The organism is Pseudomonas sp. 32_A (assembly GCF_017490905.1).
GTDB lineage: Bacteria > Pseudomonadota > Gammaproteobacteria > Pseudomonadales > Pseudomonadaceae > Aquipseudomonas > Aquipseudomonas inefficax.
Window position 1 is genome coordinate 64,995 of the sequence record NZ_JAFGYI010000013.1, and the last position, 23,458, is coordinate 88,452.

A 23,458-nucleotide genomic window follows, 5' to 3' on the forward strand; every position below is an offset into this window, starting at 1 on the left:
GCCGTGGCGTTGACCACCGTGCCATCCGGCAACGGTGTGCCTGGCGTGAACGACCAGTTGCCACTGCCGTCGGCGGTAGTCTGGCCGATCGGATTGCCGCTGCCGTCGGTCAGGGTGATGGTGCTGCTGGGCTCGGCGGTGCCGCTGATTTCGCTACCGTTGCTCGGCTCGATCACCGGTGCGGCCGGGGCCACCGTATCCACTGTAGTGCTCGATGGAGCGCTGGTATTGCCGGTCGGGTCGGTCGCGGTGGCATTCACCACGGAGCCGTTGGGTAACGGGCTGCCCGGTGTGAAACTCCAGTTGCCGCTGCCGTCGGCGGTGACCTGGCCTATAGGGTTGCCGCTGCCATCGGTCAGGGTGACGGTGGCGCCCGCTTCGGCGGTACCGCTGATGCTCGCGCCGTTACTTGGATTGATTACCGGTGCAGCCGGCGCGCTGGAGTCGACGGTGACCGTAGCTGCCGGGCCGGTATTGCCAGCCGCGTCGCTAGCCGTGGCATTGACCACGGTGCCATTGGGCAGCGGCGTGGCTGGCGTGAAAGTCCAGTTGCCGCTGCCGTCGGCGGTGGCTTCGCCAATCGGGTTACCGCTACCATCGGTGAGGGTGACGGTGCTGTTCGGCTCGGCGGTACCACTAAGGCTACTGCCGTTGCTGAGGTTGATGGTGGGTACAGCTGGTGCCACGCCGTCTACGGTGGTGCTGCCCTGCCCGCCGGTATTGCCGGCCGGGTCGGTCGCCGTGGCGTTGACCACCGTGCCATCCGGCAACGGTGTGCCTGGCGTGAACGACCAGTTGCCACTGCCGTCGGCGGTAGTCTGGCCGATCGGATTGCCGCTGCCGTCGGTCAGGGTGATGGTGCTGCTGGGCTCGGCGGTGCCGCTGATTTCGCTACCGTTGCTTGGCTCGATCACCGGTGCGGCCGGCGCCACCGTATCCACGGTGGTGCTGGCCTGCCCGCTGGTATTGCCGGCCGGGTCGGTCGCCGTGGCGTTGATCACAGTGCCATCCGGCAACGGTGTGCCTGGCGTGAACGACCAGTTGCCGCTGCCGTCGGCGGTAGTCTGGCCGATCGGGTTGCCGCTGCCGTCGGTCAGGGTGATGGTGCTGCCGGGCTCGGCGGTGCCGCTGATTTCGCTGCCGTTGCTCGGCTCGACCACCGGTGCGGCCGGGGCCACCGTATCCACTGTGGTGCTCGATGGAGCGCTGGTGTTGCCGGTCAGGTCGGTAGCGGTGGCATTCACCACGGTGCCGTTGGGTAACGGGCTGCCCGGTGTGAAACTCCAGTTGCCGCTGCCGTCTGCGGTGACCTGGCCGATCGGGTTGCCGCTGCCATCGGTCAGGGTGACGGTGCTGCCCGGCTCTGCGGTGCCACTGATCGTGGTGCCATTGCTGGGGTTGACCACTGGTGTGGCCGGGGCCTGCGCATCCACTGTTGTGCTCGTCGGAGCGCTGGTGTTGCCGGCTGCATCCTGGGCGACCACGTTGATCACTGTGCCGTCAGCGATTGGCGTGCCCGGGGTGTAGGTCCAGTTGCCACTGCCATCGGCCGTCACCTGGCCGATCGGATTACCATCGCCATCGGTGAGGGTCACGGTGCTGTTCGGCTCAGCGGTACCGCTGAGCTCGGTACCATTGCTCGGGTTGATCACCGGTGCCGCTGGCGCCACGCCATCGATGATGGTGCTGGCGGGCGGGCCGCTGTTACCGGCGGCATCCACGACCACCGCATTGATTACCGTGCCATCGGGCAGTGGGCTGTCGGGGGTGTACGACCAGTTGCCATTGCTGTCGACGGTAGTCTGACCAATGGGGTTGCCATTGCCGTCGGTGAGCACCACGGTGCTGCCCGGCTGGGCGGTACCGCTGAGGCTGGAGCCGTTGCTCGGGTTGATTTGCGGCGCATCGGGGAAGTCGGGGGCCTGCACGGTCGCGGGCGGGCTGCTATTGCCGGCCGGATCGGTCACCACCACGGAAACCGTTTCTCCGTTGGTCAGTGGCGGATCCAGCGGAATCTGGAATTTGCCGTCGGAGCCGACCACCACGCTAACGTCGGTTTGCCCGTCGCCGTTGCTGTCGATGCCCACGGTGGCGCCTGGCTCGGCCGTGCCGCTGATGCTGCTGCCATCCGGGGCAATCTGCAATCCGCTGGCGGGCGCCGGGGCCGTGGTGTCAGGCTGCACACTGCTGTCACCGCCGCCACCGCCACCGCCGTTGCTGTTGGCAATCGCGACGCCGCCACCAATGATCGCGGCGCCAGCCAGAAGTGCACCACCAGGGCTGAGCCCGGCAATGGTGCCATCGGTGCCGGTGAGCGACTCGAACCCAGCCGGAGTTTCCTGAGGCACATAACCCGCCACCAGCGGCCCATCGGCAGCGACCGGAGGCAGGTCGACGGCCAGCAGTTTGTCCCGGTCTACCAGATACAACTGGCTTGCAGGCTGCCCTTCGGCATAGAAGTTGGCTATACGCAAGCTTTCGCCCGACTTCAGTTGCACGATCAGGTCGGCGCCACTTTTCTCGTAGCCGGTCACACTTTCTGGAGCAATATCAAGAACAATGTTACTGCTCTGGGTAAGTGTCAGGATTCCGTTGTCGGGGATTGCAATGGGGGCGGCAGAAGTAACACTTTGAGCGAGGGGAGACACCTTGGCCTGAATCGACATACCTGACAGTCCTTTTGTCAATAGCACGACCGAGCGATCGCACGCGTATATCCAGAAATAGCACGCCCCCCATAAAACGCCAGAAGGGTTTTTAAAATATTTTCGGAAGGCTCCTGGCGAAGCGTTTCATCATCAAAACTCGTAAAAAGCTTTTTGACCTATTACTTTTGAATTAGCCCTTGCTGCGCACAGGGGCGCATAACTGCAAGTTGCTCTTATCAGGAAGGTGCTAGTTGAAAAGTACGCGCCCGCCCACGTTGATAGTTGCGAACCAATCGTGTTTGCTTAGATTTCTTTACCATCTATTCAACTTGAACCTGGCCATGTAAGCTCGCCAGCAAGAACGGTTAGCTCGATGATCGGCTCGGAACCGAGCAGCCTGAGGCAGAAGGCCGCCCAGTGCCGGCCTTCAAGCGGTTCGTTCAGCGCTTCCCTAGCTGAACTTGAGCTTGGCCACCTTGCTCAATGCCCATCCGCTGAACACGTAAAAGGCATCCAGGTAGAAGCGGCCTTCGTAGTTGGGGAGCGGTTCACGATTCAACAACAGCTCGGGCATGTCGGGCGAAGGGGGGAACAGTGCATAAAAGCCGTTGGGCAACACCGCCAACGCGATGAGCAGCAGATAGGTCACGGTCCGCAGCAGGGTGGCGCGGTCATGGGATTGCTCGGCCCATTTCAGGCCGAACCAGGCGACCAGGCCGGCAACCGGCAACACCCAGAAATGCGTCGGCATTCCAATAAACATTTCCGCGACAACGCTTCTTGATTCCAACCTTATACTCTCCGTTCAAATGAGCGGATTATTGCGGCTGGCGTCTGCAAATGCAAAAAACCCGCGCTCGAGCGCGGGCTTTTCGTTCTCGAAGGTTAGTTGATCATGCTTTTGAACACATCAGCGCGGCGTCCAACAGCCTGCCATGGTCGTACCAGGCATCGCGTTGATAGGCCGCGAACTGGCGCTGGGTACCCGTGCCGCGTACCTCGACCAGGCCACCCGCCTTGTCGGGGTCGGTACTATCGACAAACAGTCTGACCGAGTTAACGTCATCGACCTGGTAGGTTTTCACGTTCCCTTGAAGTTCGCTTTGGACGCACCCCAGGTATGTCGGCGTACTTCTTTCCATAGCCCCGACCACATACCCATGGCCCTCACGTACATCGGGGCCATGTACGCAGCCTGCCATGAACAGTGTGGCAAATGTGGACATCAGTATTGCACCTGCTACCGATCTTGAGCTTTTCACGCAACACGCTCCTGCCGCCCCATCGAGTAACCTGGAAAGTGTTACCAAGCCGCATGCACCTTTTTTGTTTTTGTTTGCCCATGTTACTGCTCAACGTCAGCCCGGTAATATGCTTGTTAGCTATATCGGTTTCGGGGCGGGCTTTCTCCGCGAAGATACCTTCGTTCATGGGCCAGCCGACAAGTTCCAGACCGGGCAGCCTGGGCGTGCTTGCGCTATGCCCCGAATCCGGGGGCGGCTGGGCCCACAATCGGGAGTCAGGCAATGGCCTTCAGAAACACCAGGGTCGCCAGCAGATCCAGTAGCAGCACGGCAACCACAACGAAGACCAAGTAGTAGCGGTCATCCTGAGTCATTTTTGCATTCTCCGAATGATCAATGCCTCAGGGTCCCAGCAATTCCTGTTCCAGAACAGTGGCACATCCGATCATGGTCGTTTCGTCCATGCTCCGCGCCCCCGCAGCCTTGTACCCGGGAACCATGCCCTGGCCTATGCTCATGGTTTAGGAGGAAGCGATCATGTGCGGAAGGCTAAGCCAGTACCGTGGCATACATGACTTCGTTGAAACCCTGAGCCTGCCTGAGGCCTGGCGCAACAACGTCGGCGACCAGCCGCTTGACCGTTACAACATCGCACCGACCACGCCGGTGGCAGTACTGCGGATGGATGACGCAGGCCCACGAGCGGACCTGGTGAGGTGGGGATGGCGGCCGCATTGGGCTGCCGATCGTGCTGCGCCGATCAACGCCCGGGTCGAGAAGGTGGCGCATGGCCCATTCTTCCGGGCGATCTGGCCACACCGGGCCATCACCCCAATCGACGGCTGGTACGAATGGGTTGATGAGGGCGGGCCGAAGAAGCAGCCTTACCATATCCGGCGCCAGGATGGCCGCCCTGCCCTTTGCGCTTCGATCGGCCAGTTCACCGGTACCGAGCACGACGGGTTCGTCATCATTACCGCCGACTCCCAGGGCGGAATGGTCGATGTTCATGACCGCCGGCCTGTCGTGTTGTCGCCAGAACTGGCGTACGAGTGGATCACGGCAACAATGCCGAGCGAGCACGCAGAACAACTGGTGCTCAACCTCAGTGAGCCGGCCGAAGCCTTCGAGTGGTACCGGGTGAGTGTGGCCGTGGGGAATGTGCGTAACCAGGGTGCCGAGTTGATTAACCCGCTTCATTGAACACAGGCAAATCTTTGCGCACGCTCCAGTGCTCTATTCCCACTGATCCCTCCCAACCCACCGGCCTTGCCCGCTGCGCGTCATGTGCAGGGGCACTGCCAGCCCGGAGTTTGCGCAATCCACGCTGACGCTGTTATCGGCCTGACCGATGCTTGCCTGCAATCAAACGATTGGAACGAAACCTGCCCGCCAACGAGCATGGCCGCACCTTCAAACAACAACAAGGAACTGCCCATGTCTGCCTGTTTCCATAATCCTGTCTCGACCGTGTTCGGCGCTGGCAGCCTGGCTCGCGTTGCCGAGCTGTGCACTGGCAAGGTCGCTTTGGTGACGTTCCCCGAGGCCGCTCAGTTGGGGCTAGTGGAGCGCGTGCGCGGCCTGCTTGGCGAGCGTCTGGTCTGCGTGATCGACACTGTGCAGCCAAACCCGGACGTGGCCTGGTTGCGCGACGTACACGAACGATTCTGGGCCGAGCACGGTGACTGTGACAGCGTCTTCGCCCTGGGTGGTGGCAGCGCCATCGACACCGCCAAAGCGCTGATCGTCGGGACACAATCCGGAAGCTTCGATGAATTGCTGGAATTGCTCGCCAGTGGCAAATCGTTCACCCCCGCGCGACACAAGCCACTGATTGCCGCGCCGACCACGGCTGGAACTGGCAGCGAGGTGACCCCCTGGGCCACGTTGTGGGATAGCGCCCGGCAGAAGAAATACTCCCTGCACCTGGCGTGCACCTGGCCGCAGGTGGCGTTGATCGACCCACAGCTGATGCTCAGCGTACCGGGCCGGGTGACGGTATCCACCGGGCTGGATGCACTGTCGCATGCCCTGGAAGCGATCTGGAACCACAACGCCAATCCCATCTCCGACACCTTCGCGGTGTCGGCCATCGAAGACATCCTCGATTGCCTGCCACAGCTGCAACAGGACTTGGCCAACCCCGAGCTGCGCGCGCGCATGGCCCTGGCTGCGCTCAAGGCCGGCATGGCATTCTCGAACACCAAGACCGCACTTGCCCATTCCATCTCCTATGAAATGACCTTGCGCCATGGCCTGCCCCATGGCATCGCCTGTTCGTTCACTTTGCCGATGGTCCTGGGCCTGGCCTGGGGCCGTGATGGGGAGCGCGACCGTACCTTGCAGAAGGTTTTCGGCCCCGACCTCACCAGCGCGCAGCAGCGCTTGAGAGGCTTCCTCCATCGCTTGGGCGTGCACACCGAGTTCGAGGACTACGGCGTGACAGCGGCCGAGGCCGAAGCGATGATCGATGAGGCCATGCAGGGCGCACGCGGGCGCAATTTCATCGGCTCGCAAGCCGCCTGACACCCCACGCCTTTCCTCCAGCACCAAACAAGAGTGCCGACTCGCCGCGCCCCCGTGCCGGCGGCAGCGTACAAAAAGGAACAGCGCCGGGCTTTCGCATCCCAAAGGACTATCGGATGGCTATCACCGAAATTGGCTGCATGGTCCATGCTCGCCGCCCATTCTTCGATCTGCATGTGGCGAACATGTGTTCGTCGGACGCTTACCAAGCACCCGCTAAGGGGTAGTGTTCAATGCGGCACTCATGGGGATGGCCATCGCCTTTACACGTCCCATCCAGATATCGGTAGTTGATATGCATCAACTGGCCTTTTTTGGCCCACTGCCTGCGTGGGAGCGTGCTTTGGTAATCAGCAGTTTCCGGTACGAATGTGATAGTAGCCCCCTTTTCCGGGCACTCTGCCGTGGTTGATGCCTGGCTTACCTTTACGACCTGGGCCTGTAGCTTTGGATAGGGAAGCTTCAACACATCAGTGATATGTAGTTCCATACGGCAAACTTGCCACGTCGATGCTTGCACTGGCTGGCACATTACGAAGAAGGGAACGGCAAATAGGGCGTAGCGAGTTGCACGGTAGTCCATTATTGGCCCTGCGTTGAATGTTGATATCCGAGGCATTATCAGACGTGGACTCACCGAATCATAGGACGATCCTGTCTCGCGCGCATTCAGCCAAGTCGATGCGCGCCCAAGCCATGCAAGGTGACTTCAGCGAACGCTTACGGTTGATACGCGCGCCCGCCGCGACCTTGAAGCTTTTCCGGAACCGCAACGCCATGCTCGACTCCTTGAGGAAGGCAATGGGTCTTCATCCCCCAAAGCTGCGGGGTCCGCAATCCTGTCCACCCATCCACCCAGCTGTAACGGCAAAGCCACCCCAGACGCATAAAGCCCAGCGCGGGGCTGGGCTTGATTTAAAAACCACTGGTAGCATTGCTTAAGACTTGTGCCACTCTCTTACCAAGCTAGTGAGTCCTGAGAAGTTTGTTACCTGATGTTCTCGTGAGGTTTTCAGATGGAAAAAACGCCAGCATCCGGATAGACATTGGCCCCAGTCCATCTCAGCGCACTCGAGATAATCATCGAAACCACTTGAAGGTGTGCAAGTAGTAGTATTTATCACTAGCGCATTGAGCAAAGGCCAATCGTTGTCATTGCAAAAATCACCAACGATACCTGCATAAGAACCTGCCATGTTGTGACTAAGCCCAAATACATTCTCTCGTTCATTGTAAGGAACAACACGCCTTGATTGCGCAGCAAAAACAAGATACCGAAGAATACCGGAAAAGAACTTTTCTAATGCCACCTTATATAAATTAACGCACGCAATCTCAGTCCGACACGGAGTAACTAATGTCAATAGAGAACCGATCCAGCAACACCGAGATGGTCAGCGTGCCGCGCGAACGGCTGCAGGCTTGGCAGCAGCGTTTCTCGAAGGCGCAGATGTTTCAGCAGTCGACTGAGATCCAAGCGGCACTGGCCCAGCCGACCCAGCAGCACCACGCCGAGCCTATAGCCTGGATGGTTGGTACTGCCATCTGTTGGACCAAAGAAGAGGCTGAGCGGGATGCGGCCGAGGTTGGCCAGACTGTGGTCGGCCTGGGACCTATGACCGAGTGCAGTTGCGCCAGGCGACAGTGCCGAGGCTGCTCACCTCGACACGACCTTACGGGACGGCGATTGGGCTTCGCTTGCTATTTGGCGAGCACGCCCGACACCCCAAGCCATCGCCCGCGTCATGGTTTCGCCTGGGCGAGAATCAAAGCTTTCTTCGTGGATGAGCGCTCCACTAGGCCGTAAATACCGATGAACATTTGGGTCGCGCCGATGCTCGAAAGGCGTACCTGGACATCGATTTGCGAACCGTCATTCAACGTTTCGTTGTGGGTTCTGGTATGTAATTTCGGATCGCCCCACTGCCAGAAGCAATCGCCACGCTCCCTTACCATCGTCCATCGGTCCTTAGTTGCTGAGGAAGGTATTTCTTACCCCAACAATTAAATTGACTCAATATATTTGACGTCAAATAAATGGCCGCCAGACGACTGGCATAAGCTTATACAAATCAGCGAATCATGTATAAGTATCCTTGGTTCGCGGCTCACCCGGATCACGGCCTCCATTTAGACTCCCGGACAGATCGGGTGAATCTAGAGTAGCTGCGAAGCGCATCCATCTTTCGAAGGCTTCCCTATGTAGGGCTTGGGTCTCTATCCACGATAGCTCTCCCATACGTCCATAGGCTACTTGGTTCATTATCGATGAGGTCACGGCATCCAGCTCTCTCAGGAGTTGGTATGCGGCAAATTTCTTATCTAATGGCATGTGTCGTCTCGCAAGGCAGCAGAACTCAAACCGGCACTGGTGCTGGGACAGCACTCTTGTGATTTTTGCTCCCTGTCACCGTCGATTGGCATCACCTAAGCGCCTAACATCGGTGAGCATCCTGCTCGACTGCCATCCTACCCCATTCTGCTTATTAACTTGCCTAGTAATAGGGGTCAAGGCGACGACACGCCGCAAAACCATTACATAACAAGTGACCTGCCAGACGGACCCTGGGTATGTTCAAGGTCCGCCAGGCGAATCAGGTCAACTAATAGAACATTTGTACTCTTCCCCACTGCTCATTTAGCGCAGGCGACCTTATCGAATTCCGGGTGGGTATCAGTGGCGATCCGACGCGCCCGGCCCACGCCCCAGGCCAGAGCCCTGGTCATGGATTCACCTGGACGCGAATCGAATGCCTCCTCATGAAGGGCCATTCCACTCGCGGCATACACCCCAATGAACATCTGCGTGTTACCCGTGCGCGACAGTCGCACCTGAACATCTATGCACGTTCCATCGTTGAGCGTCTCGTCGTGAGTGCGGTGATGAAGAGTTGGATCAGCCCATTCCCAGAAAACTTCACCACGATTTCTCATGCCGACCTCCTACGACTTTAGTTGTATGAAATTGGTGAACTCTCACCATAGCTAAAGCGAGGCGGCACGCAATCGCGGCATCCCAGTTTGAGAGCTGAATCGGACCACTGGCCGATTTTCTTGTACCAATCCAAACCCCTTGTACAACTCACTGCCGCGAAATGGCGGCCAAGGAATCATCGTGCCCGAAGAAAAGAACCTGAATCACGAACTGCTGAAGCTGGCAGCCAAGGGTTGTCGCCTGGAGATCGAGCCCTGCACCTGCCGCGACCCAAAATGGCCGTTTCGCTTGAAAGGCCAGTCCGGCGTGCGCGCCCACTGGAACCCGCTCACCAACGACGGTGACGCTCTGAAGCTGGCGGTCGAGCTTCGTCTTAACATCGAAATTAACGCCGGCGGCGTCGATGTCTACAGCGGAGACCTGGATGAGGGCCTGTATGTGCCTGTTTGCGGCAATCTTCAGCTCTGGCTGGCCAGCCGCGAAATCACTCAGGGCACGCATAACAACTACAAGAGCGCCCTCAACCTTTACTGGATGCCACGCCTGGCTCTGGTCCGTATCGACCTGATCACAACCACCCTGCTCCGCCGCGTCATCACCGAAACCGAATGGACCTCGGCAAACGTGAAGCGCAACGCGATTACGAGACTATCGACGATCCTGGCTGCGGCGACCCGGGAAGGCCTGCTGACCAAGAACCCCGCTGAGGTGATTGAGTTACCGAAGCGGTCGCGTAAGGAGATCGCCCCGTTCACCCTGGCTGAAGCCAACACCATCATCGACAAGCTATACGAACACAAGTATTGGCCGAGCCTCATCTATGCCGCGCTGTTCGAATTCATGTTCTTCACCGGCCTCCGCCTGTCGGAGGCCTTGGCCGTACGCTGGGATGTGATCGATATGGAAAAGAGGACTGTGCACGTTAAGAGGACCGTCGCCTTGGGCGCGGTGGAGGAAAGGACGAAAACAGGGAGGGATCGGTTCGTGCTGCTGAATGATCGCGCTTTGCGCGCGATCCAATTCGCCAGGGGATACGCGGACCGCCGCCGACATGGGAAGGGAGCGGTGACCGAGACGCCGTTCTTGTTGCCGCCGTCGAAGAACGCCGAGCACGTGAAACAGACCTCCGATCTGCACAAACAGTGGGTGCCGGTGCTGAATGAGCTGGGCATTCGGCGTCGCCCCCCATATAACTGCCGCCACACCTATGCGACAATATGCTTAATGTCCGGCCTCAACCCCGCATTTATCGCCCAACAGCTGGGTCACAGCGTTCAAATGCTGCTGTCGACGTATGCCCGTTGGCTCAACTCAAGCTCCGACTGGAGCGAGCTGGAAAAACTCAAAATTGGTATCAAATCGGTATCAGCTTGAAAGCCAGCTCTGTAAGTGACTGATAGGTAAGCCCTTTGATCTCCACCGCCAACATCACCATGCAGTTCGGCTCCAAGCCGCTGTTCGAAAACGTTTCTGTCAAATTCAACAACGGCAACCGCTACGGCCTGATCGGCGCCAACGGTTGCGGCAAGTCGACCTTCATGAAGATCCTCGGCGGTGACCTCGAGCCGTCCGGCGGCCAGGTCATGCTCGAGCCGAACACGCGCCTGGGCAAACTGCGCCAGGACCAGTTCGCCTACGAGGAATTCACCGTGATCGACACGGTGATCATGGGCCACGGCCAGCTGTGGAAGGTCAAGGCCGAGCGCGATCGTATCTACTCGCTGCCGGAAATGACCGAGGAAGACGGCATGGCCGTCGCCGAGCTGGAAACCGAGTTTGCCGAGATGGACGGCTACACCGCCGAATCCCGCGCCGGTGAACTGCTGCTGGGCCTGGGTATCCCACTGGAACAGCACTTCGGCCCGATGAGCGAAGTGGCACCGGGCTGGAAGCTGCGTGTCCTGCTGGCCCAGGCGCTGTTCTCGGACCCGGACGTGCTGCTGCTCGACGAACCGACCAACCACCTGGACATCAACACCATCCGCTGGCTGGAAACCATCCTCACCGCGCGTAACAGCACCATGGTGATCATTTCCCACGACCGGCACTTCCTCAACAGTGTCTGCACCCACATGGCCGACCTGGACTACGGCGAGCTGCGCGTGTTCCCGGGCAACTACGACGAGTACATGACCGCTGCCACCCAGGCCCGCGAACAGTTGCTGTCCGACAACGCCAAGAAGAAAGCCCAGATCGCCGAACTGCAGACCTTCGTCAGCCGCTTCTCGGCCAACGCCTCCAAGGCCAAGCAGGCCACCTCGCGGGCCAAGCAGATCGACAAGATCCAGCTGGCCGAGGTCAAGCCGTCGAGCCGGGTGAGCCCGTTCATCCGCTTCGAACAGACCAAGAAGCTGCACCGCCAGGCCGTTACCGTCGAGAAAATGGCCAAGGCCTTCGACGACAAGGTGCTGTTCAAGGACCTGGGCTTCACCATCGAGGCCGGCGAGCGCGTAGCGATCATCGGCCCCAACGGTATCGGCAAGACCACCCTGCTGCGTACTCTGGTCGGCGAAATGACTCCGGACAAGGGTGAAGTGAAGTGGACCGACAGCGCCGAAGTGGGCTACTACGCCCAGGACCACGCCCACGACTTCGAAGACGATATGACCCTGTTCGACTGGATGGGCCAGTGGACCTCCGGCGAGCAGGTGATCCGCGGCACCCTCGGGCGCATGCTGTTCTCCAACGACGAGATTCTGAAGTCGGTGAAGGTGATTTCCGGTGGTGAGCAAGGCCGCATGCTGTTCGGCAAGCTGATTTTGCAGAAGCCGAACGTGCTGGTGATGGACGAGCCGACCAACCACCTGGACATGGAATCGATCGAGGCGCTGAACCTGGCGCTGGAAAACTATCCGGGCACCCTGCTGTTCGTCAGCCACGACCGCGAATTCGTATCGTCGCTGGCTACGCGCATCATCGAACTGTCGGCTGATGGCGTGGTGGACTTCAGCGGTACCTACGACGATTACCTGCGTAGCCAGGGTGTGCTGGTCTGATTGGGAAGGGCTCGGCCATTTGCACTGGCCGGGCTGCCCTATTCGCGGGTAAACCCGCTCCCACAGGGGACTGCGTAGCATTCGAGGCCTATGCAAATCCTGTGGGAGCGGGTTCACCCGCGAAACATCCACCGCCGATTCCACAGGCTGGCATTCTCCGACGAATAATTCGTTAGCCTGCTTTCATTTCCTTCGCTCAACGGCCATGATGGGGCAACGCCCAACCGCCCGCCCGCGAACGTGCCCATGACCGCGCAACAACCCGCCCCCGCCAGCAATACGCTGCAAATCACCCTGCAGATCCTGTCGATCGTTTTCTACACCTTCATTGCCTTCCTCTGCATCGGCCTGCCGATCGCCGTGCTGCCCAGCCATGTGCACGACCAGCTGGGGTTTGGCGCGGTGGTCGCCGGGCTGACCATTGGCCTGCAATACCTGGCCACCCTGCTCAGTCGCCCGCTTGCCGGGCGCGTGGCCGATACCCTGGGGGGCAAGCAGGCCATTCGCTTCGGCTTGCTGGGGATTGCCGGCTGCGGGGTGCTGACGCTGCTATCGGCCTGGACCCTGACACTACCGCTGCTGAGCCTGGCGCTGTTGCTCGGCGGGCGCCTGCTGCTGGGTATCGCCCAAGGGCTGATCGGCGTGGCCACGCTTAGCTGGGGCATCAGCCAGGTTGGGCCCGAGCACACCGCCAGGGTGATTTCCTGGAACGGTATCGCCTCCTATGGCGCCATCGCCATTGGCGCCCCCTTGGGTGTACTGGCCGTGGATGGGCTGGACTTCGGCGTGCTGGGGCCGGCATTGCTGGTACTGGCGCTATTGGCCCTGCTGGTACTGCGCAAACGGCCGGACGTGGTGGTGGTGCGCGGCGAGCGCTTGCCCTTCTGGTCGGCTTTCGGCCGGGTCGCACCCTGCGGCCTGGGCCTGACCCTGGCCTCCATCGGCTACGGTACCCTGACCACCTTCGTCACCCTGTATTACCTGGAGCGTGGCTGGGTGGGCGCGGCCTGGTGCCTGAGTGCCTTTGGCGTGTGCTTCATCATTTCCCGGCTGCTGTTCGTCAACGCGGTCAACCGTTTTGGTGGCTACAACGTGGCCGTCGCGTGCATGGCCACCGAAGTGCTCGGCCTGAGCCTGCTGTGGCTGGCACCGTCGCCGCCGTGGGCGCTGATCGGTGCCGGGCTGACCGGTTTCGGGCTGTCGCTGGTGTACCCGGCGCTGGGGGTGGAAGCGATCAAGCAGGTGCCCAGCAGCAGCCGCGGCGCAGGGCTGGGCGCCTACGCGGTGTTTTTCGACATGGCCCTGGCCATCGCCGGGCCGGTGATGGGCGCGGTGGCCGCGCACCTGGGCTATGCCTCGATCTTCTGCGTGGCTGCCCTGCTCGCCCTGGCCGGTGTCGGCCTAACGCTGTTGCTGGCGCGGCGCGCCGGTCGCGGCTGAACGCTCGGCCGGCTGCGGCGCACCCAGTGCCTGGCTGAAGAACAAAGCGGCTTCGCGTTGCAGGGAATGGTGGATGTGCCGGCGGTCCACGCCTGCGGCGTCCTTGCACAGCGCCGGCATCCGCACGGACTGCTCGGCATCGCAATGGGCCATGAACACGAAGTGCCCGGCGCCCGCCAACAGGCGATAGTCCGGGGTGACCGGCAACTTGCGAGCCAGGGCTTCGGCGTTGCGGTCGACCGCCACCAGCTGATCGCTGTCGCCACTGTAGATCAGTGCCGGCACCTGTACCCCGGCCAAGGCATGGCGCCCGAAAAGCAGGCTGAGCGGTGCCATCAGCATCACCGCCCCCACCCGCTGGTCGGCCTCGGGCACCAGCTCGCTGCGGTCGGAAATCAGTACCCCGTTGGTCCTGCAGGCGTCGGCGTCGTTCGGGCGATCCAGGCAATACTTGCGCAGGCGGTCCAGGTCGGGGCGCGCCCCTGAGAGGATCAAGGCTGTTTCACCACCGGCCGAATAGCCGATCACCCCCACTTTGCCAGCGTTCAGGTAGGGCCCCAGCAAGGTGTCATCGCGGGCGGCCGTAATCGCGGCACTCACTTGCAGCGGCCGGCCATACAGGTTGCTCAAGGTGCCCAGGCGGCTGTGGTCGCCGGCGTTGTCCCCCGGGTGTACCACCGCCACTACGATAAAGCCCTGCCGTGCCAGCGATGTCGCCAGGTAATGCAAGGCCAGCGGGCTGCCAGTATTGCCGTGGGACAACACCAGCAACGGGAACTGGCCCAATGCTACCGGCGCCTCTTCAGCCACGTCGATCGGGTAGCCGTCCATGCGGCGGGTGTGGGTTTTGCCGCTGGCCGGGTAGAACGCCAATGCCTGCATGGGCCGGTCGTCGACCGGGTCGGCCAGGGTCATGTGGTGCAAGCCGGCAACCCAGGGCGCAGCCTCGGCGTGGGCCAGCAGGCTGCCGAGCAGGGCCAGCGCCAACACGCAGCGTGAGAGAGTCATCGGCCGGCGGCTCCTTGCAGGGCAAAGAGATAGCCCAGCATAGAGCCGGCCTGGGCTGCACCGGATGAAACCTGGATGAAACCGGAGTCATGCACTTCACGCCGGCGCCCTATGCATTTGCGCTTTTCGTCGAACCCATGGCATAGATGCAGGTCCACGTTTCTACGTGACCGTTTCGCGCCATTGAAGGAGATTCATACATGAGCAAGTCCGCCTACGTGCCACCCAAGGTCTGGCGCAACGAAGCAGCGTCCGGTGGCCAGTTCGCCAGCATCAACCGCCCGGTTGCCGGCCCGACTCACGACAAGGACCTGCCGCAGGGCAAGCACCCGCTGCAGCTGTACTCCCTGGCCACGCCCAATGGTGTCAAGGTCACCATCGCCCTCGAAGAGCTGCTCGCACTGGGCCACCTGGGTGCCGAATATGATGCCTGGTTGATCCGCATCGGCGAGGGCGACCAATTCTCCAGCGGCTTTGTCCAGGTAAACCCCAACTCGAAGATCCCCGCCCTGCTCGACCGCAGCGTCGAGCCGCCGGTGCGGGTGTTCGAGTCGGGTTCGATCCTGCTGTATCTGGCGGAAAAGTTCGGTGCCTTGCTACCGAAAGCACCAGCTGCACGCACCGAAAGCCTGAACTGGCTGTTCTGGCAAATGGGTGCGGCGCCCTACCTGGGCGGCGGCTTTGGCCACTTCTATGTGTATGCGCCGGAAAAGTTCGAGTACGCGATCAACCGCTTCACCATGGAAGCCAAGCGCCAGCTGGATGTGCTCGACCGGCGCCTGGCCGAAAGCCGCTACCTCGGCGGCGAGGAATACAGCATCGCCGACATTGCCGTGTGGCCGTGGTATGGCCAGCTGGTGCGCGGCAACCTTTATGGCGCGGCGGAGTTCCTGGCGGTGGACGAGTACCCGCATGTGCAGCGCTGGGCTGAAGAGATTGCCTTGCGCCCGGCAGTGCAGCGTGGCACACGGGTGAACCGGACCTGGGGTGATGAAGCCAGCCAGGTGCCCGAGCGGCATGCAGCGGCAGACCTGGACTGATCCGCAATCGCAGCACTACGCGGACTCTTGTAGGAGCGGCCTTGTGTCGCGAAAGGGCCGCAGCGCGGCCCCGGCGATTTTGCAGTAATGCGGAGATCCTGGGGGCGCTTCGCACCCCTTTCGCGACACAAGGCCGCTCCTACAAGAGTCCGCGTAGTGCTCGCGAGGCCCCGACAATGCCCGCCTGCAAAAAACCATTTGCCCCCGCGCAAACCTGCGCCCGCCAAGCCCTTCTTGTACACTCCTCGCATTAGCCCCCACCTGCACATTTTTTTGGTGAACGCATGATCGAGGTAACCGAGGTTTCCATTGCCGAGCTGCGCGACGCGCTCGAGTCGGGCCGCACGACGGCGGTCGAGCTGGTCCAGGCCTACCTGGCGCGCATCGATGCCTACGATGGCGCCGACACCGCCACTGCCCTGAATGCCGTAGTGGTACGCAACCCCGAAGCGCTGAAGGAGGCCGCAGCCTCCGACGCCCGTCGTGCCAAAGGCCAGGTCCTGAGCCCGCTGGACGGCATCCCCTACACCGCCAAGGACAGCTATCTGGTCAAAGGCCTGACCGCTGCCTCCGGCAGCCCGGCCTTCAAGGACCTGGTGGCCCAGCGCGACGCCTTCACCATCGAACGCCTGCGCGCCGCCGGCGCCGTGTGCCTGGGCAAGACCAACATGCCGCCCATGGCCAACGGAGGCATGCAACGCGGCGTGTATGGCCGCGCCGAGAGCCCTTACAACGCCGACTACCTGACCGCACCGTTCGCCTCGGGCTCGTCCAACGGTGCTGGCACCGCCACCGCCGCCAGTTTCAGTGCCTTCGGCCTGGCCGAAGAAACCTGGTCCAGCGGCCGTGGCCCGGCGTCCAACAATGGCCTGTGCGCCTATACCCCCTCGCGTGGGGTGATTTCGGTGCGAGGCAACTGGCCGCTGACACCGACCATGGACGTGGTGGTTCCCTATGCCCGCACCATGGCCGACCTGCTGGAAATCCTCGACGTGGTCGTAGCCGACGACGCCGACAAGCGCGGCGACCTGTGGCGCCTGCAACCCTGGGTGCCAATCCCGGCGGCCTCGACGGTGCGCCCGGCTTCGTACCTGGACCTGGCCGTGGATGCCAGCGCGCTCAAGGGCAAGCGCTTTGGCGTGCCACGCATGTACATAAATGCCGATGCCGAAGCCGGTACCTCCGAGAAGCCAGGCATCGGCGGCCCGACTGGCCAGCGCATCAACACCCGCGCCACGGTCATCGACCTGTGGCAGCAGGCCCGCCAGGCACTGGAGGCGGCTGGTGCCGAAGTGCTGGAAGTGGACTTCCCGCTGGTTTCCAACTGCGAGGGCGACCGCCCGGGCGCACCGACCGTGTACAACCGCGGCATCGTCAGCAAGGAGTTCCTGCATGACGAGCTGTGGGAGCTGTCGGGCTGGGCTTTCGACGACTTCCTGCGCGCCAACGATGACCCCAAACTCAACCGCCTGGCCGACGTCGACGGGCCGCAGATCTTCCCCCACGACCCGGGCACCCTGCCCAACCGTGAAGACGACCTGGCCGCCGGCATGGACGAGTACGTCAACATGGCCAAGCGTGGCCTGAAGACCTGGGACCAGATCGAGACCCTGCCCGACGGCCTGCGCGGCCTGGAGAAGACCCGCAAGATCGACCTGGAAGACTGGATGGACAACCTGGGCCTGGACGCGGTGCTGTTCCCCACCGTGGCCGACGTGGGCCCGGCGGATGCCGACGTCAACCCGGCATCCGCGGACATCGCGTGGAGCAACGGCATCTGGGTGGCCAACGGCAACCTGGCGATCCGTCACCTGGGCGTGCCGACCGTGACAGTGCCGATGGGCGTGATGGCCGATATCGGCATGCCGGTGGGGCTGACCTTTGCTGGCCGGGCTTACAGTGACAATGCGCTGCTGAGCTTTGGTGCAGCCTTCGAGGCGACCGGGTCGCGCCGGATGATCCCGCCGCGTACCCCGCCTCTGGGCTGAGGGTTAAAGGGGCCGCTTTGCGGCCCATTCGCGGGTAAACCCGCTCCCACAGGTTCACCACAGGTATTGAATACCGTGCGGGTCCTGTGGGAGCGGGTTTACCCGCGAATGGGCCTGAAAAAGCAAATCGCCTAATTCAACTTTATGTGTAAAAATACACAAAATGTTGATTTGGTGATCTGTCATGCCTATCACCCCCAGCGAAGAACGCCAGCTAACCCTCACCGTCCTCAAGGCCGCCATCCAGGCCCTGGGCAGTGTTGCCGCGCGCAACATGGAGATCCTCCTGCACGACCTCGACCACCCGGAACACTCCGTGGTGGCGATCATCAACGGCCACCTTTCCGGCCGCAGCGTCGGTAGCCCGATCCTCGCCGCCCCGGAACAGGACCAGGGTTTCAAGGCACTCATGCAGGCCTCGACCGACCAGCACGGCTGTGAGCCGGTGGTGCTGCCCGATTACCCAACGACGCTCAAGGGCCGCACGCTGCGCAGCGCCACGGCGATCTTCCGCGACCGCAACGGTCACCCGTTCGCCAGCCTTTGCGTCAACACCGACGTCACCGGCCTGGATGCCGCCATGAATTTTCTCCAGCAGTTCCAGCCGCTGGGCGCCACACCTGCCGTCAGTGAGCCCGCCGACATGGAGCTGCTGATGAGCGAGATCATCCAGGAGTCCCTGCAGCGCAGCGGCCAGGGGCGGATGAACAAGCAGGCCAAGGTCGAGGCCGTGCGAATGATGCAGGAGCGCGGTCTGTTCATCGTCAAGGGCGGCGTGGAGAAGGCCGCCAGCGCCCTTGGTGTGACCCGCTACACCGTTTACAACTACCTCGAGCAACTGCGCGGAGCCAGCCAATGACCTTGCATATCCATACCCCCCTGATCGAATCCCGTCCGCTGTCGCTGGCCGCGGGCAGCAACGTCTGGCTCAAGCTCGATGCACTGCAGCCCTGCGGCTCGTTCAAGCTGCGCGGCGTGGGCCATGCCTGCGAGGTGCACCATGCCCGTGGCGCGCGGCATTTCGTGTCTTCTTCGGGCGGCAACGCGGGCCTGGCAGTGGCCTATGCCGGGCGCAAGCTGGGCGTGCCGGTGACTGTGGTAGTACCCGAGACCACCACTGAGCGGGCCAAGGAACTGCTGCGCCTGGAGGGCGCCAAGGTGGTGGTGCATGGCAGCTCCTGGCAGGAGGCCAACGCCCTGGCACAGACCTTGGTCGGCCCGGATGACGCCTTCATCCACCCCTTCGACGACCCGCTGTTGTGGGCCGGGCATGCCAGCCTTGTGGATGAAGTCGCCGAGGCCGGCGTGAAACCGGATGCCATGGTGTTGTCGGTAGGCGGCGGCGGTTTGCTCAGTGGCGTGGTCGAGGGGCTACAGCGCAACGGCTGGGGCGATGTGCCGGTGCTGGCGGTGGAAACCGAAGGCGCCGCATCGCTGCATGCTGCAATGCAGGCGGGGCATTCGGTGGAGCTGGAACGTATTGCCTCGGTGGCGACTTCGCTGGGGGCCAAGCGTGTGGCTGATCAGGCGCTGGCGTGCGTGCAGCAGCACCCGGTGCACAGCCACCTGGTCAGTGACCGCGCAGCGCTGGACGCGTGCGAGCGATTCCTGCTGGACCACCGCGTGCTGGTGGAGCCAGCTTGTGGTGCAGCTTTGGCGTTGGCCTATGCACCGGGCGCCCTGGCGCAGTACCAGAATGTGCTGGTGGTGGTTTGTGGCGGGGCTACCGCCACGCTGGAGCAGATCCAGGCGTGGTTGCAGCAGGTTGATTGAGGTTGCCTGTACCGGCCTCTTCGCGGGTAAACCCGCTCCCACAGAATGAACTGTACAGATTGAAGTACCAACAGGACTGCGCAAGGTTCGAAGAGAACGCAGTCCCTGTGGGAGCGGGTTCACCCGCGAACACGGGCGTAGCCCGTGCCATCCTGCACAGAACGTTGTTCATCGGATTCCCCTTGCGGCACCCGGCTGCTGATTACGATAGTCACATGCCGCTGTTCTACTGAGCCCGCCGCAACCGGAAAAATCACCTCGCAACGGCGTCAACCACGACGAAATGCGTAACCCACCCTTTCGGTCTGCGGCAAGTGAAGGCACAATGCGTGTCCTTTTTTTGGCCGGCCTGGCCGGGGGCCTCTAAATGATCAAGACGCCGTACTACCTCATCGATAAAACCAAGCTGCTGGGCAACATGGAGAAGATCGCCTATGTGCGCGAACACTCCGGTGCCAAGGCGCTGCTCGCCCTCAAGTGCTTTGCCACCTGGTCGGTCTTCGACCTGATGCAACAGTACATGGACGGCACCACCTCTTCGTCGCTGTACGAGCTCAAGCTCGGCCGCCAGAAATTCGCCGGCGAAACCCACGCCTACAGCGTGGCCTGGGCCGACGACGAGGTCGAGGAAATGCTCGAGAACTGCGACAAGATCATCTTCAACTCGATCGGCCAGCTGCAGCGCTTTGCCGAACAGTCCGAAGGCAAGGTCCGTGGCCTGCGCGTCAACCCGCAGGTCAGCAGCTCCGACTACCTGCTGGCAGACCCCGCCCGCCCGTTCAGCCGCCTGGGCGAATGGGACCCGGTCAAGGTCGAACAGGTGATCGAGCAGATCTCCGGCTTCATGTTCCACAACAACTGCGAGAACGGCGACTTCGGCCTGTTCGACAAGATGCTCACGCACATCGAAGAACGCTTCGGTCACCTGCTGCACAAGGTGGAGTGGGTCAGCCTCGGTGGCGGCATCCACTTCACTGGTGAAGACTACGCGCTGGACGCCTTCTGCGCGCGCCTGAAAGCCTTCTCGGAAAAGTACGGCGTGCAGGTGTACCTGGAGCCGGGCGAAGCGGCCATCACCAACAGCGCCTCGCTGGAAGTGACCGTGCTCGATACCCTGTACAACGGCAAGCACCTGGCCGTGGTCGACAGCTCGATCGAAGCGCACATGCTCGACCTGCTGATCTACCGCCTCAACGCCAAGATGGCCCCCAATGATGGCGCGCACACCTACATGGTCTGCGGCAAGTCGTGCCTGGCCGGTGACATCTTCGGCGAATACCAATTCGATCGTCCGTTGGCCATCGGTGATCGCCTGTCGTTCGTCGACGCGGCGGGTTACACCATGGTCAAGAAAAACTGGTTCAACGGTCTGAAAATGCCATCCATCGTGGTCAAGCAACTCGACGGCAGCGTCGAAGTGGTGCGCGAGTTCGGTTTCGAAGACTACGTTTCCAGCCTGTCGTAAGACCGGCTTTCAGTAAGGAGCAAGGGATAAATTGAAGAAGAACGTTCTTATCATTGGTGCAGGAGGTGTCGCCAAGGTGGTGGCCCACAAGTGCGCGCAGCATAACGACGAACTGGGTCGTATCGCTATCGCGTCACGGAACATCTCCAAATGCCAGGCCATCATCGACAGCGTCAAGGCCAAGGGTAGCCTCAAGGTACCCGCCGACATCCAGGCCTTCTCGCTCAATGCCCTCGATGTCGAGGCAACCAAGGCGCTGATCCGCGAAACCGAATCGCAGATCGTGATCAACGTTGGTTCCGCCTTCCTCAACATGTCGGTGCTGCGTGCCTGCATCGATACCGGTGTCGCCTATCTGGACACCGCCATCCACGAAGAGCCGGGCAAGATCTGCGAGACCCCGCCGTGGTACGGCAACTACGAGTGGAAACACCTCGAAGAGTGCCAGGCAAAGAACATTACCGCCATTCTCGGCGTCGGTTTCGACCCGGGTGTGGTGAACAGCTACGCCAAGCTGGCGCAGCAACAGTATTTCGACAGCATTGACTCGATCGACATCCTCGACGTCAATGCCGGTTCGCATGGCAAGTACTTCGCCACCAACTTCGACCCGGAAATCAACTTCCGTGAATTCACCGGGCAAGTGTGGAGCTGGCAGAACAGCCAGTGGACCAGCAACACCATGTTCGAGGTCAAGCGTACCGACGACCTGCCGGTTGTAGGTTCGCAGAACCTGTACCTGACCGGCCACGATGAAGTTCACTCGATTTCGAAGAACCTCAACGTGCCGAACGTGCGTTTCTGGATGAGCTTCGGCGAGCACTACATCAACGTGTTCACCGTGCTGAAGAACCTGGGCCTGCTCTCCGAGCAGCCGGTGAAAACCGCCGAAGGCCTGGAAGTAGTACCGCTGAAAGTGGTCAAGGCCGTGCTGCCGGACCCAGCCTCGCTGGCCCCGGGCTACACCGGCAAGACCTGCATCGGTGATTTGGTCAAAGGCACCAAGGATGGCCAGCCGCGCGAAGTATTCATCTACAACGTGGCCGACCACGAAGAAGCCTACGCCGAGACCGACAGCCAGGGCATTTCCTACACCGCCGGTGTACCGCCAGTGGCTGCCGCCCTGCTGGTCGCCCGTGGCGAGTGGGATGCCAAGCGCATGGTCAACGTCGAGGAGCTGCCAGCCGAGCCGTTCCTCAAGGCGCTGGACGTGATGGGCCTGCCGACCCGCGTCAAGGATGAAAAAGGCGATCGTCCATGGGACGCTGAAGCCTAAGCAGCAACACAGAGGGGGCGCCGATATGGCGCCCTTTCTGTTTTTGCAGGCCTGGCCTCTTCGCGGGTAAACCCGCTCCCACAGGCATTTCACAGGTCTTGAGTATATTTGATGTCCCTGTGGGAGCGGGTTCACCCGCGAAGAGGCCGGTGCAGGCTTCAGCCACCCTGCCCGGCCAATTTGTCCAGCAGCGCTTTGGCCAGGGCCTTGTCCGAGAACGGGTTCTGCCCGGTAATCAGCTCACGGTCCACCACCACATTGGGTTGCCAGGCCTTGGCATAGCCCATGTCGCCCCCTGCCATTGCCATGGCGTTGGCCGGGTAGAACAACAGCCGCTGGTCCTCGAGCGAACCTTCGAACACCTGCTCCTCCGGGTCGGAGAAGATGGTCATCTTGTAACCCTTGTACAGCCAGTCATTGGCTGCCGGCTTTTCACCACGCGCCAGCGCCGACTGGTAGCTCGCCGGGTCCTGCTGGGCCGAGAGCAAGGCGATGGGGCCATGGCAGATGGCGGCTGTGGGCTTGCCGGCCTGATGGAAATGCCGCAGCAAGGCGCCCACGTCCGGGTTGTTGGCCAGGTCGATCAACGGCGCATGGCCGCCGGGGATGAAAAGCCCGGCATAACGGCCCAGGTCACCTGCCAATACCTCTTTCACCGACAGGGTATCGTCAATACCCGGCAGGCCTTGCACGACCTTCTCGATCCGGCGCATCTCCACCGCATCGCCGGAAAAGTAGCGCGGGTCGATCGACCGCTGGTCGACGCTCGGCGCATTACCCTTGGGGGTAACCAGCACCAGCTTGTAGCCAGCCTTGAGCAACTGGTCGGCAGGCACGCCGAACTCGTTGAGGTAGTAGCCGGTGGCGTAGCGGTTGCCGTCCTGCAGCGGCAACTGGCTTTCGCTGGACAGCAGCACCAGCACTTCACCCTTGGGTGCGGCATGGGCGCCGGCTGCAAGCAGGGTGCCGGCAACAGCCAGGGCAAGCCGGGATATCTTGGTCATGCAACATTCTCCTGATCAGGCAAATAGAGCTGTCCGCTCATGTTGGCGGGATGCGTTCATGCTAATGGCAAGGCTATGATTCGATAATTCGAAAGCTCTTATGCCTGTGATCCAG

Annotated in this window: 17 protein-coding genes and 1 pseudogene; 11 read left to right on the forward strand and 7 right to left on the reverse strand. The window is 61.6% G+C overall.

Going from position 1 to position 23,458, the window contains the following annotated elements; translation table 11 throughout:
- From J5M58_RS10515 to J5M58_RS10525, 3 genes are all read right to left on the reverse strand, one after another.
- A partial coding sequence (locus J5M58_RS10515; protein ID WP_207878119.1) for an Ig-like domain-containing protein occupies window positions 1–2,666 on the reverse strand: 2,666 nt, incomplete at its 3' end.
- 433 nt (window positions 2,667–3,099) lie between these two features.
- The gene (locus tag J5M58_RS10520; RefSeq protein ID WP_207878097.1) at window positions 3,100–3,411 is read right to left on the reverse strand and encodes a hypothetical protein; all 312 of its coding nucleotides are present in this window, start codon (window positions 3,409–3,411) and stop codon (window positions 3,100–3,102) included.
- A 130-nt stretch (window positions 3,412–3,541) separates the two neighbouring features.
- A complete protein-coding gene (locus tag J5M58_RS10525) occupies window positions 3,542–3,874 on the reverse strand; it encodes a hypothetical protein (RefSeq protein ID WP_207878098.1) in 333 nt (110 codons plus the stop codon).
- 555 nt (window positions 3,875–4,429) lie between these two features.
- On the opposite strand from J5M58_RS10525, the gene J5M58_RS10530 reads away from it, so the two are divergent.
- Both J5M58_RS10530 and psrA read left to right on the forward strand, forming a co-directional pair.
- Complete coding sequence (locus J5M58_RS10530; protein ID WP_207878099.1) at window positions 4,430–5,095, forward strand: SOS response-associated peptidase; 666 nt, start codon at window positions 4,430–4,432, stop codon at window positions 5,093–5,095.
- Window positions 5,096–5,329: 234 nt separating this feature from the next.
- Window positions 5,330–6,418, forward strand: coding sequence for an iron-containing alcohol dehydrogenase PsrA (psrA, locus tag J5M58_RS10535; protein ID WP_207878100.1), 1,089 nt, complete (start codon window positions 5,330–5,332; stop codon window positions 6,416–6,418).
- A 1,657-nt stretch (window positions 6,419–8,075) separates the two neighbouring features.
- On the opposite strand, the pseudogene J5M58_RS10540 reads toward psrA, so the two are convergent.
- Both J5M58_RS10540 and J5M58_RS10545 read right to left on the reverse strand, forming a co-directional pair.
- Window positions 8,076–8,374, reverse strand: a pseudogene (locus J5M58_RS10540) (hypothetical protein).
- Between the two features lie 678 nt (window positions 8,375–9,052).
- Window positions 9,053–9,352 (reverse strand): hypothetical protein, encoded by a 300-nt coding sequence (locus J5M58_RS10545; protein ID WP_207878101.1) that lies wholly within the window; start codon window positions 9,350–9,352, stop codon window positions 9,053–9,055.
- A 181-nt stretch (window positions 9,353–9,533) separates the two neighbouring features.
- Between J5M58_RS10545 and J5M58_RS10550 the strand changes: the two genes are divergently transcribed.
- The 3 genes from J5M58_RS10550 to J5M58_RS10560 all read left to right on the forward strand — a co-directional run bounded on the left by J5M58_RS10550 (window position 9,534) and on the right by J5M58_RS10560 (window position 13,789).
- Complete coding sequence (locus J5M58_RS10550) at window positions 9,534–10,727, forward strand: tyrosine-type recombinase/integrase (RefSeq protein WP_353844712.1); 1,194 nt, start codon at window positions 9,534–9,536, stop codon at window positions 10,725–10,727.
- A gap of 35 nt (window positions 10,728–10,762) precedes the next feature.
- Complete coding sequence (locus J5M58_RS10555; RefSeq protein ID WP_075045122.1) at window positions 10,763–12,349, forward strand: ABC-F family ATPase; 1,587 nt, start codon at window positions 10,763–10,765, stop codon at window positions 12,347–12,349.
- A 246-nt stretch (window positions 12,350–12,595) separates the two neighbouring features.
- A complete protein-coding gene (locus J5M58_RS10560) occupies window positions 12,596–13,789 on the forward strand; it encodes an MFS transporter (RefSeq protein ID WP_112253516.1) in 1,194 nt (397 codons plus the stop codon).
- Here J5M58_RS10560 and J5M58_RS10565 read toward each other — a convergent pair.
- On the reverse strand, window positions 13,751–14,797 hold the full coding sequence (locus J5M58_RS10565; RefSeq protein WP_112253515.1) for a dienelactone hydrolase: 1,047 nt from the start codon (window positions 14,795–14,797) through the stop codon (window positions 13,751–13,753). The genes J5M58_RS10560 and J5M58_RS10565 overlap by 39 nt on opposite strands.
- A gap of 200 nt (window positions 14,798–14,997) precedes the next feature.
- On the opposite strand from J5M58_RS10565, the gene yghU reads away from it, so the two are divergent.
- From yghU to J5M58_RS10595, 6 genes are all read left to right on the forward strand, one after another.
- Window positions 14,998–15,837: a glutathione-dependent disulfide-bond oxidoreductase gene (gene yghU / locus J5M58_RS10570; protein WP_207878102.1), complete on the forward strand. Its 840-nt coding sequence runs from the start codon at window positions 14,998–15,000 to the stop codon at window positions 15,835–15,837.
- Window positions 15,838–16,121: 284 nt separating this feature from the next.
- A complete protein-coding gene (locus J5M58_RS10575; RefSeq protein WP_112253513.1) occupies window positions 16,122–17,825 on the forward strand; it encodes an amidase in 1,704 nt (567 codons plus the stop codon).
- A 184-nt stretch (window positions 17,826–18,009) separates the two neighbouring features.
- Window positions 18,010–18,684, forward strand: coding sequence for a transcriptional regulator (locus J5M58_RS10580; RefSeq protein WP_207878103.1), 675 nt, complete (start codon window positions 18,010–18,012; stop codon window positions 18,682–18,684).
- Window positions 18,681–19,598 carry a pyridoxal-phosphate dependent enzyme gene (locus tag J5M58_RS10585; protein ID WP_112253511.1) on the forward strand — a complete coding sequence of 306 codons (918 nt, stop codon included), beginning with the start codon at window positions 18,681–18,683 and terminating at the stop codon, window positions 19,596–19,598. The genes J5M58_RS10580 and J5M58_RS10585 overlap by 4 nt, the downstream gene beginning before the upstream one ends.
- A 367-nt stretch (window positions 19,599–19,965) precedes the next feature.
- Window positions 19,966–21,063, forward strand: coding sequence for a carboxynorspermidine decarboxylase (locus J5M58_RS10590; protein WP_112253510.1), 1,098 nt, complete (start codon window positions 19,966–19,968; stop codon window positions 21,061–21,063).
- A 31-nt stretch (window positions 21,064–21,094) separates the two neighbouring features.
- On the forward strand, window positions 21,095–22,339 hold the full coding sequence (locus J5M58_RS10595; protein ID WP_003248123.1) for a saccharopine dehydrogenase family protein: 1,245 nt from the start codon (window positions 21,095–21,097) through the stop codon (window positions 22,337–22,339).
- A gap of 158 nt (window positions 22,340–22,497) precedes the next feature.
- On the opposite strand, the gene J5M58_RS10600 is transcribed toward J5M58_RS10595, so the two are convergent.
- Window positions 22,498–23,343, reverse strand: a complete 846-nt coding sequence (locus J5M58_RS10600; protein ID WP_207878104.1) for a type 1 glutamine amidotransferase domain-containing protein — start codon at window positions 23,341–23,343, stop codon at window positions 22,498–22,500.
- Window positions 23,344–23,458: the final 115 nt, after the last annotated feature.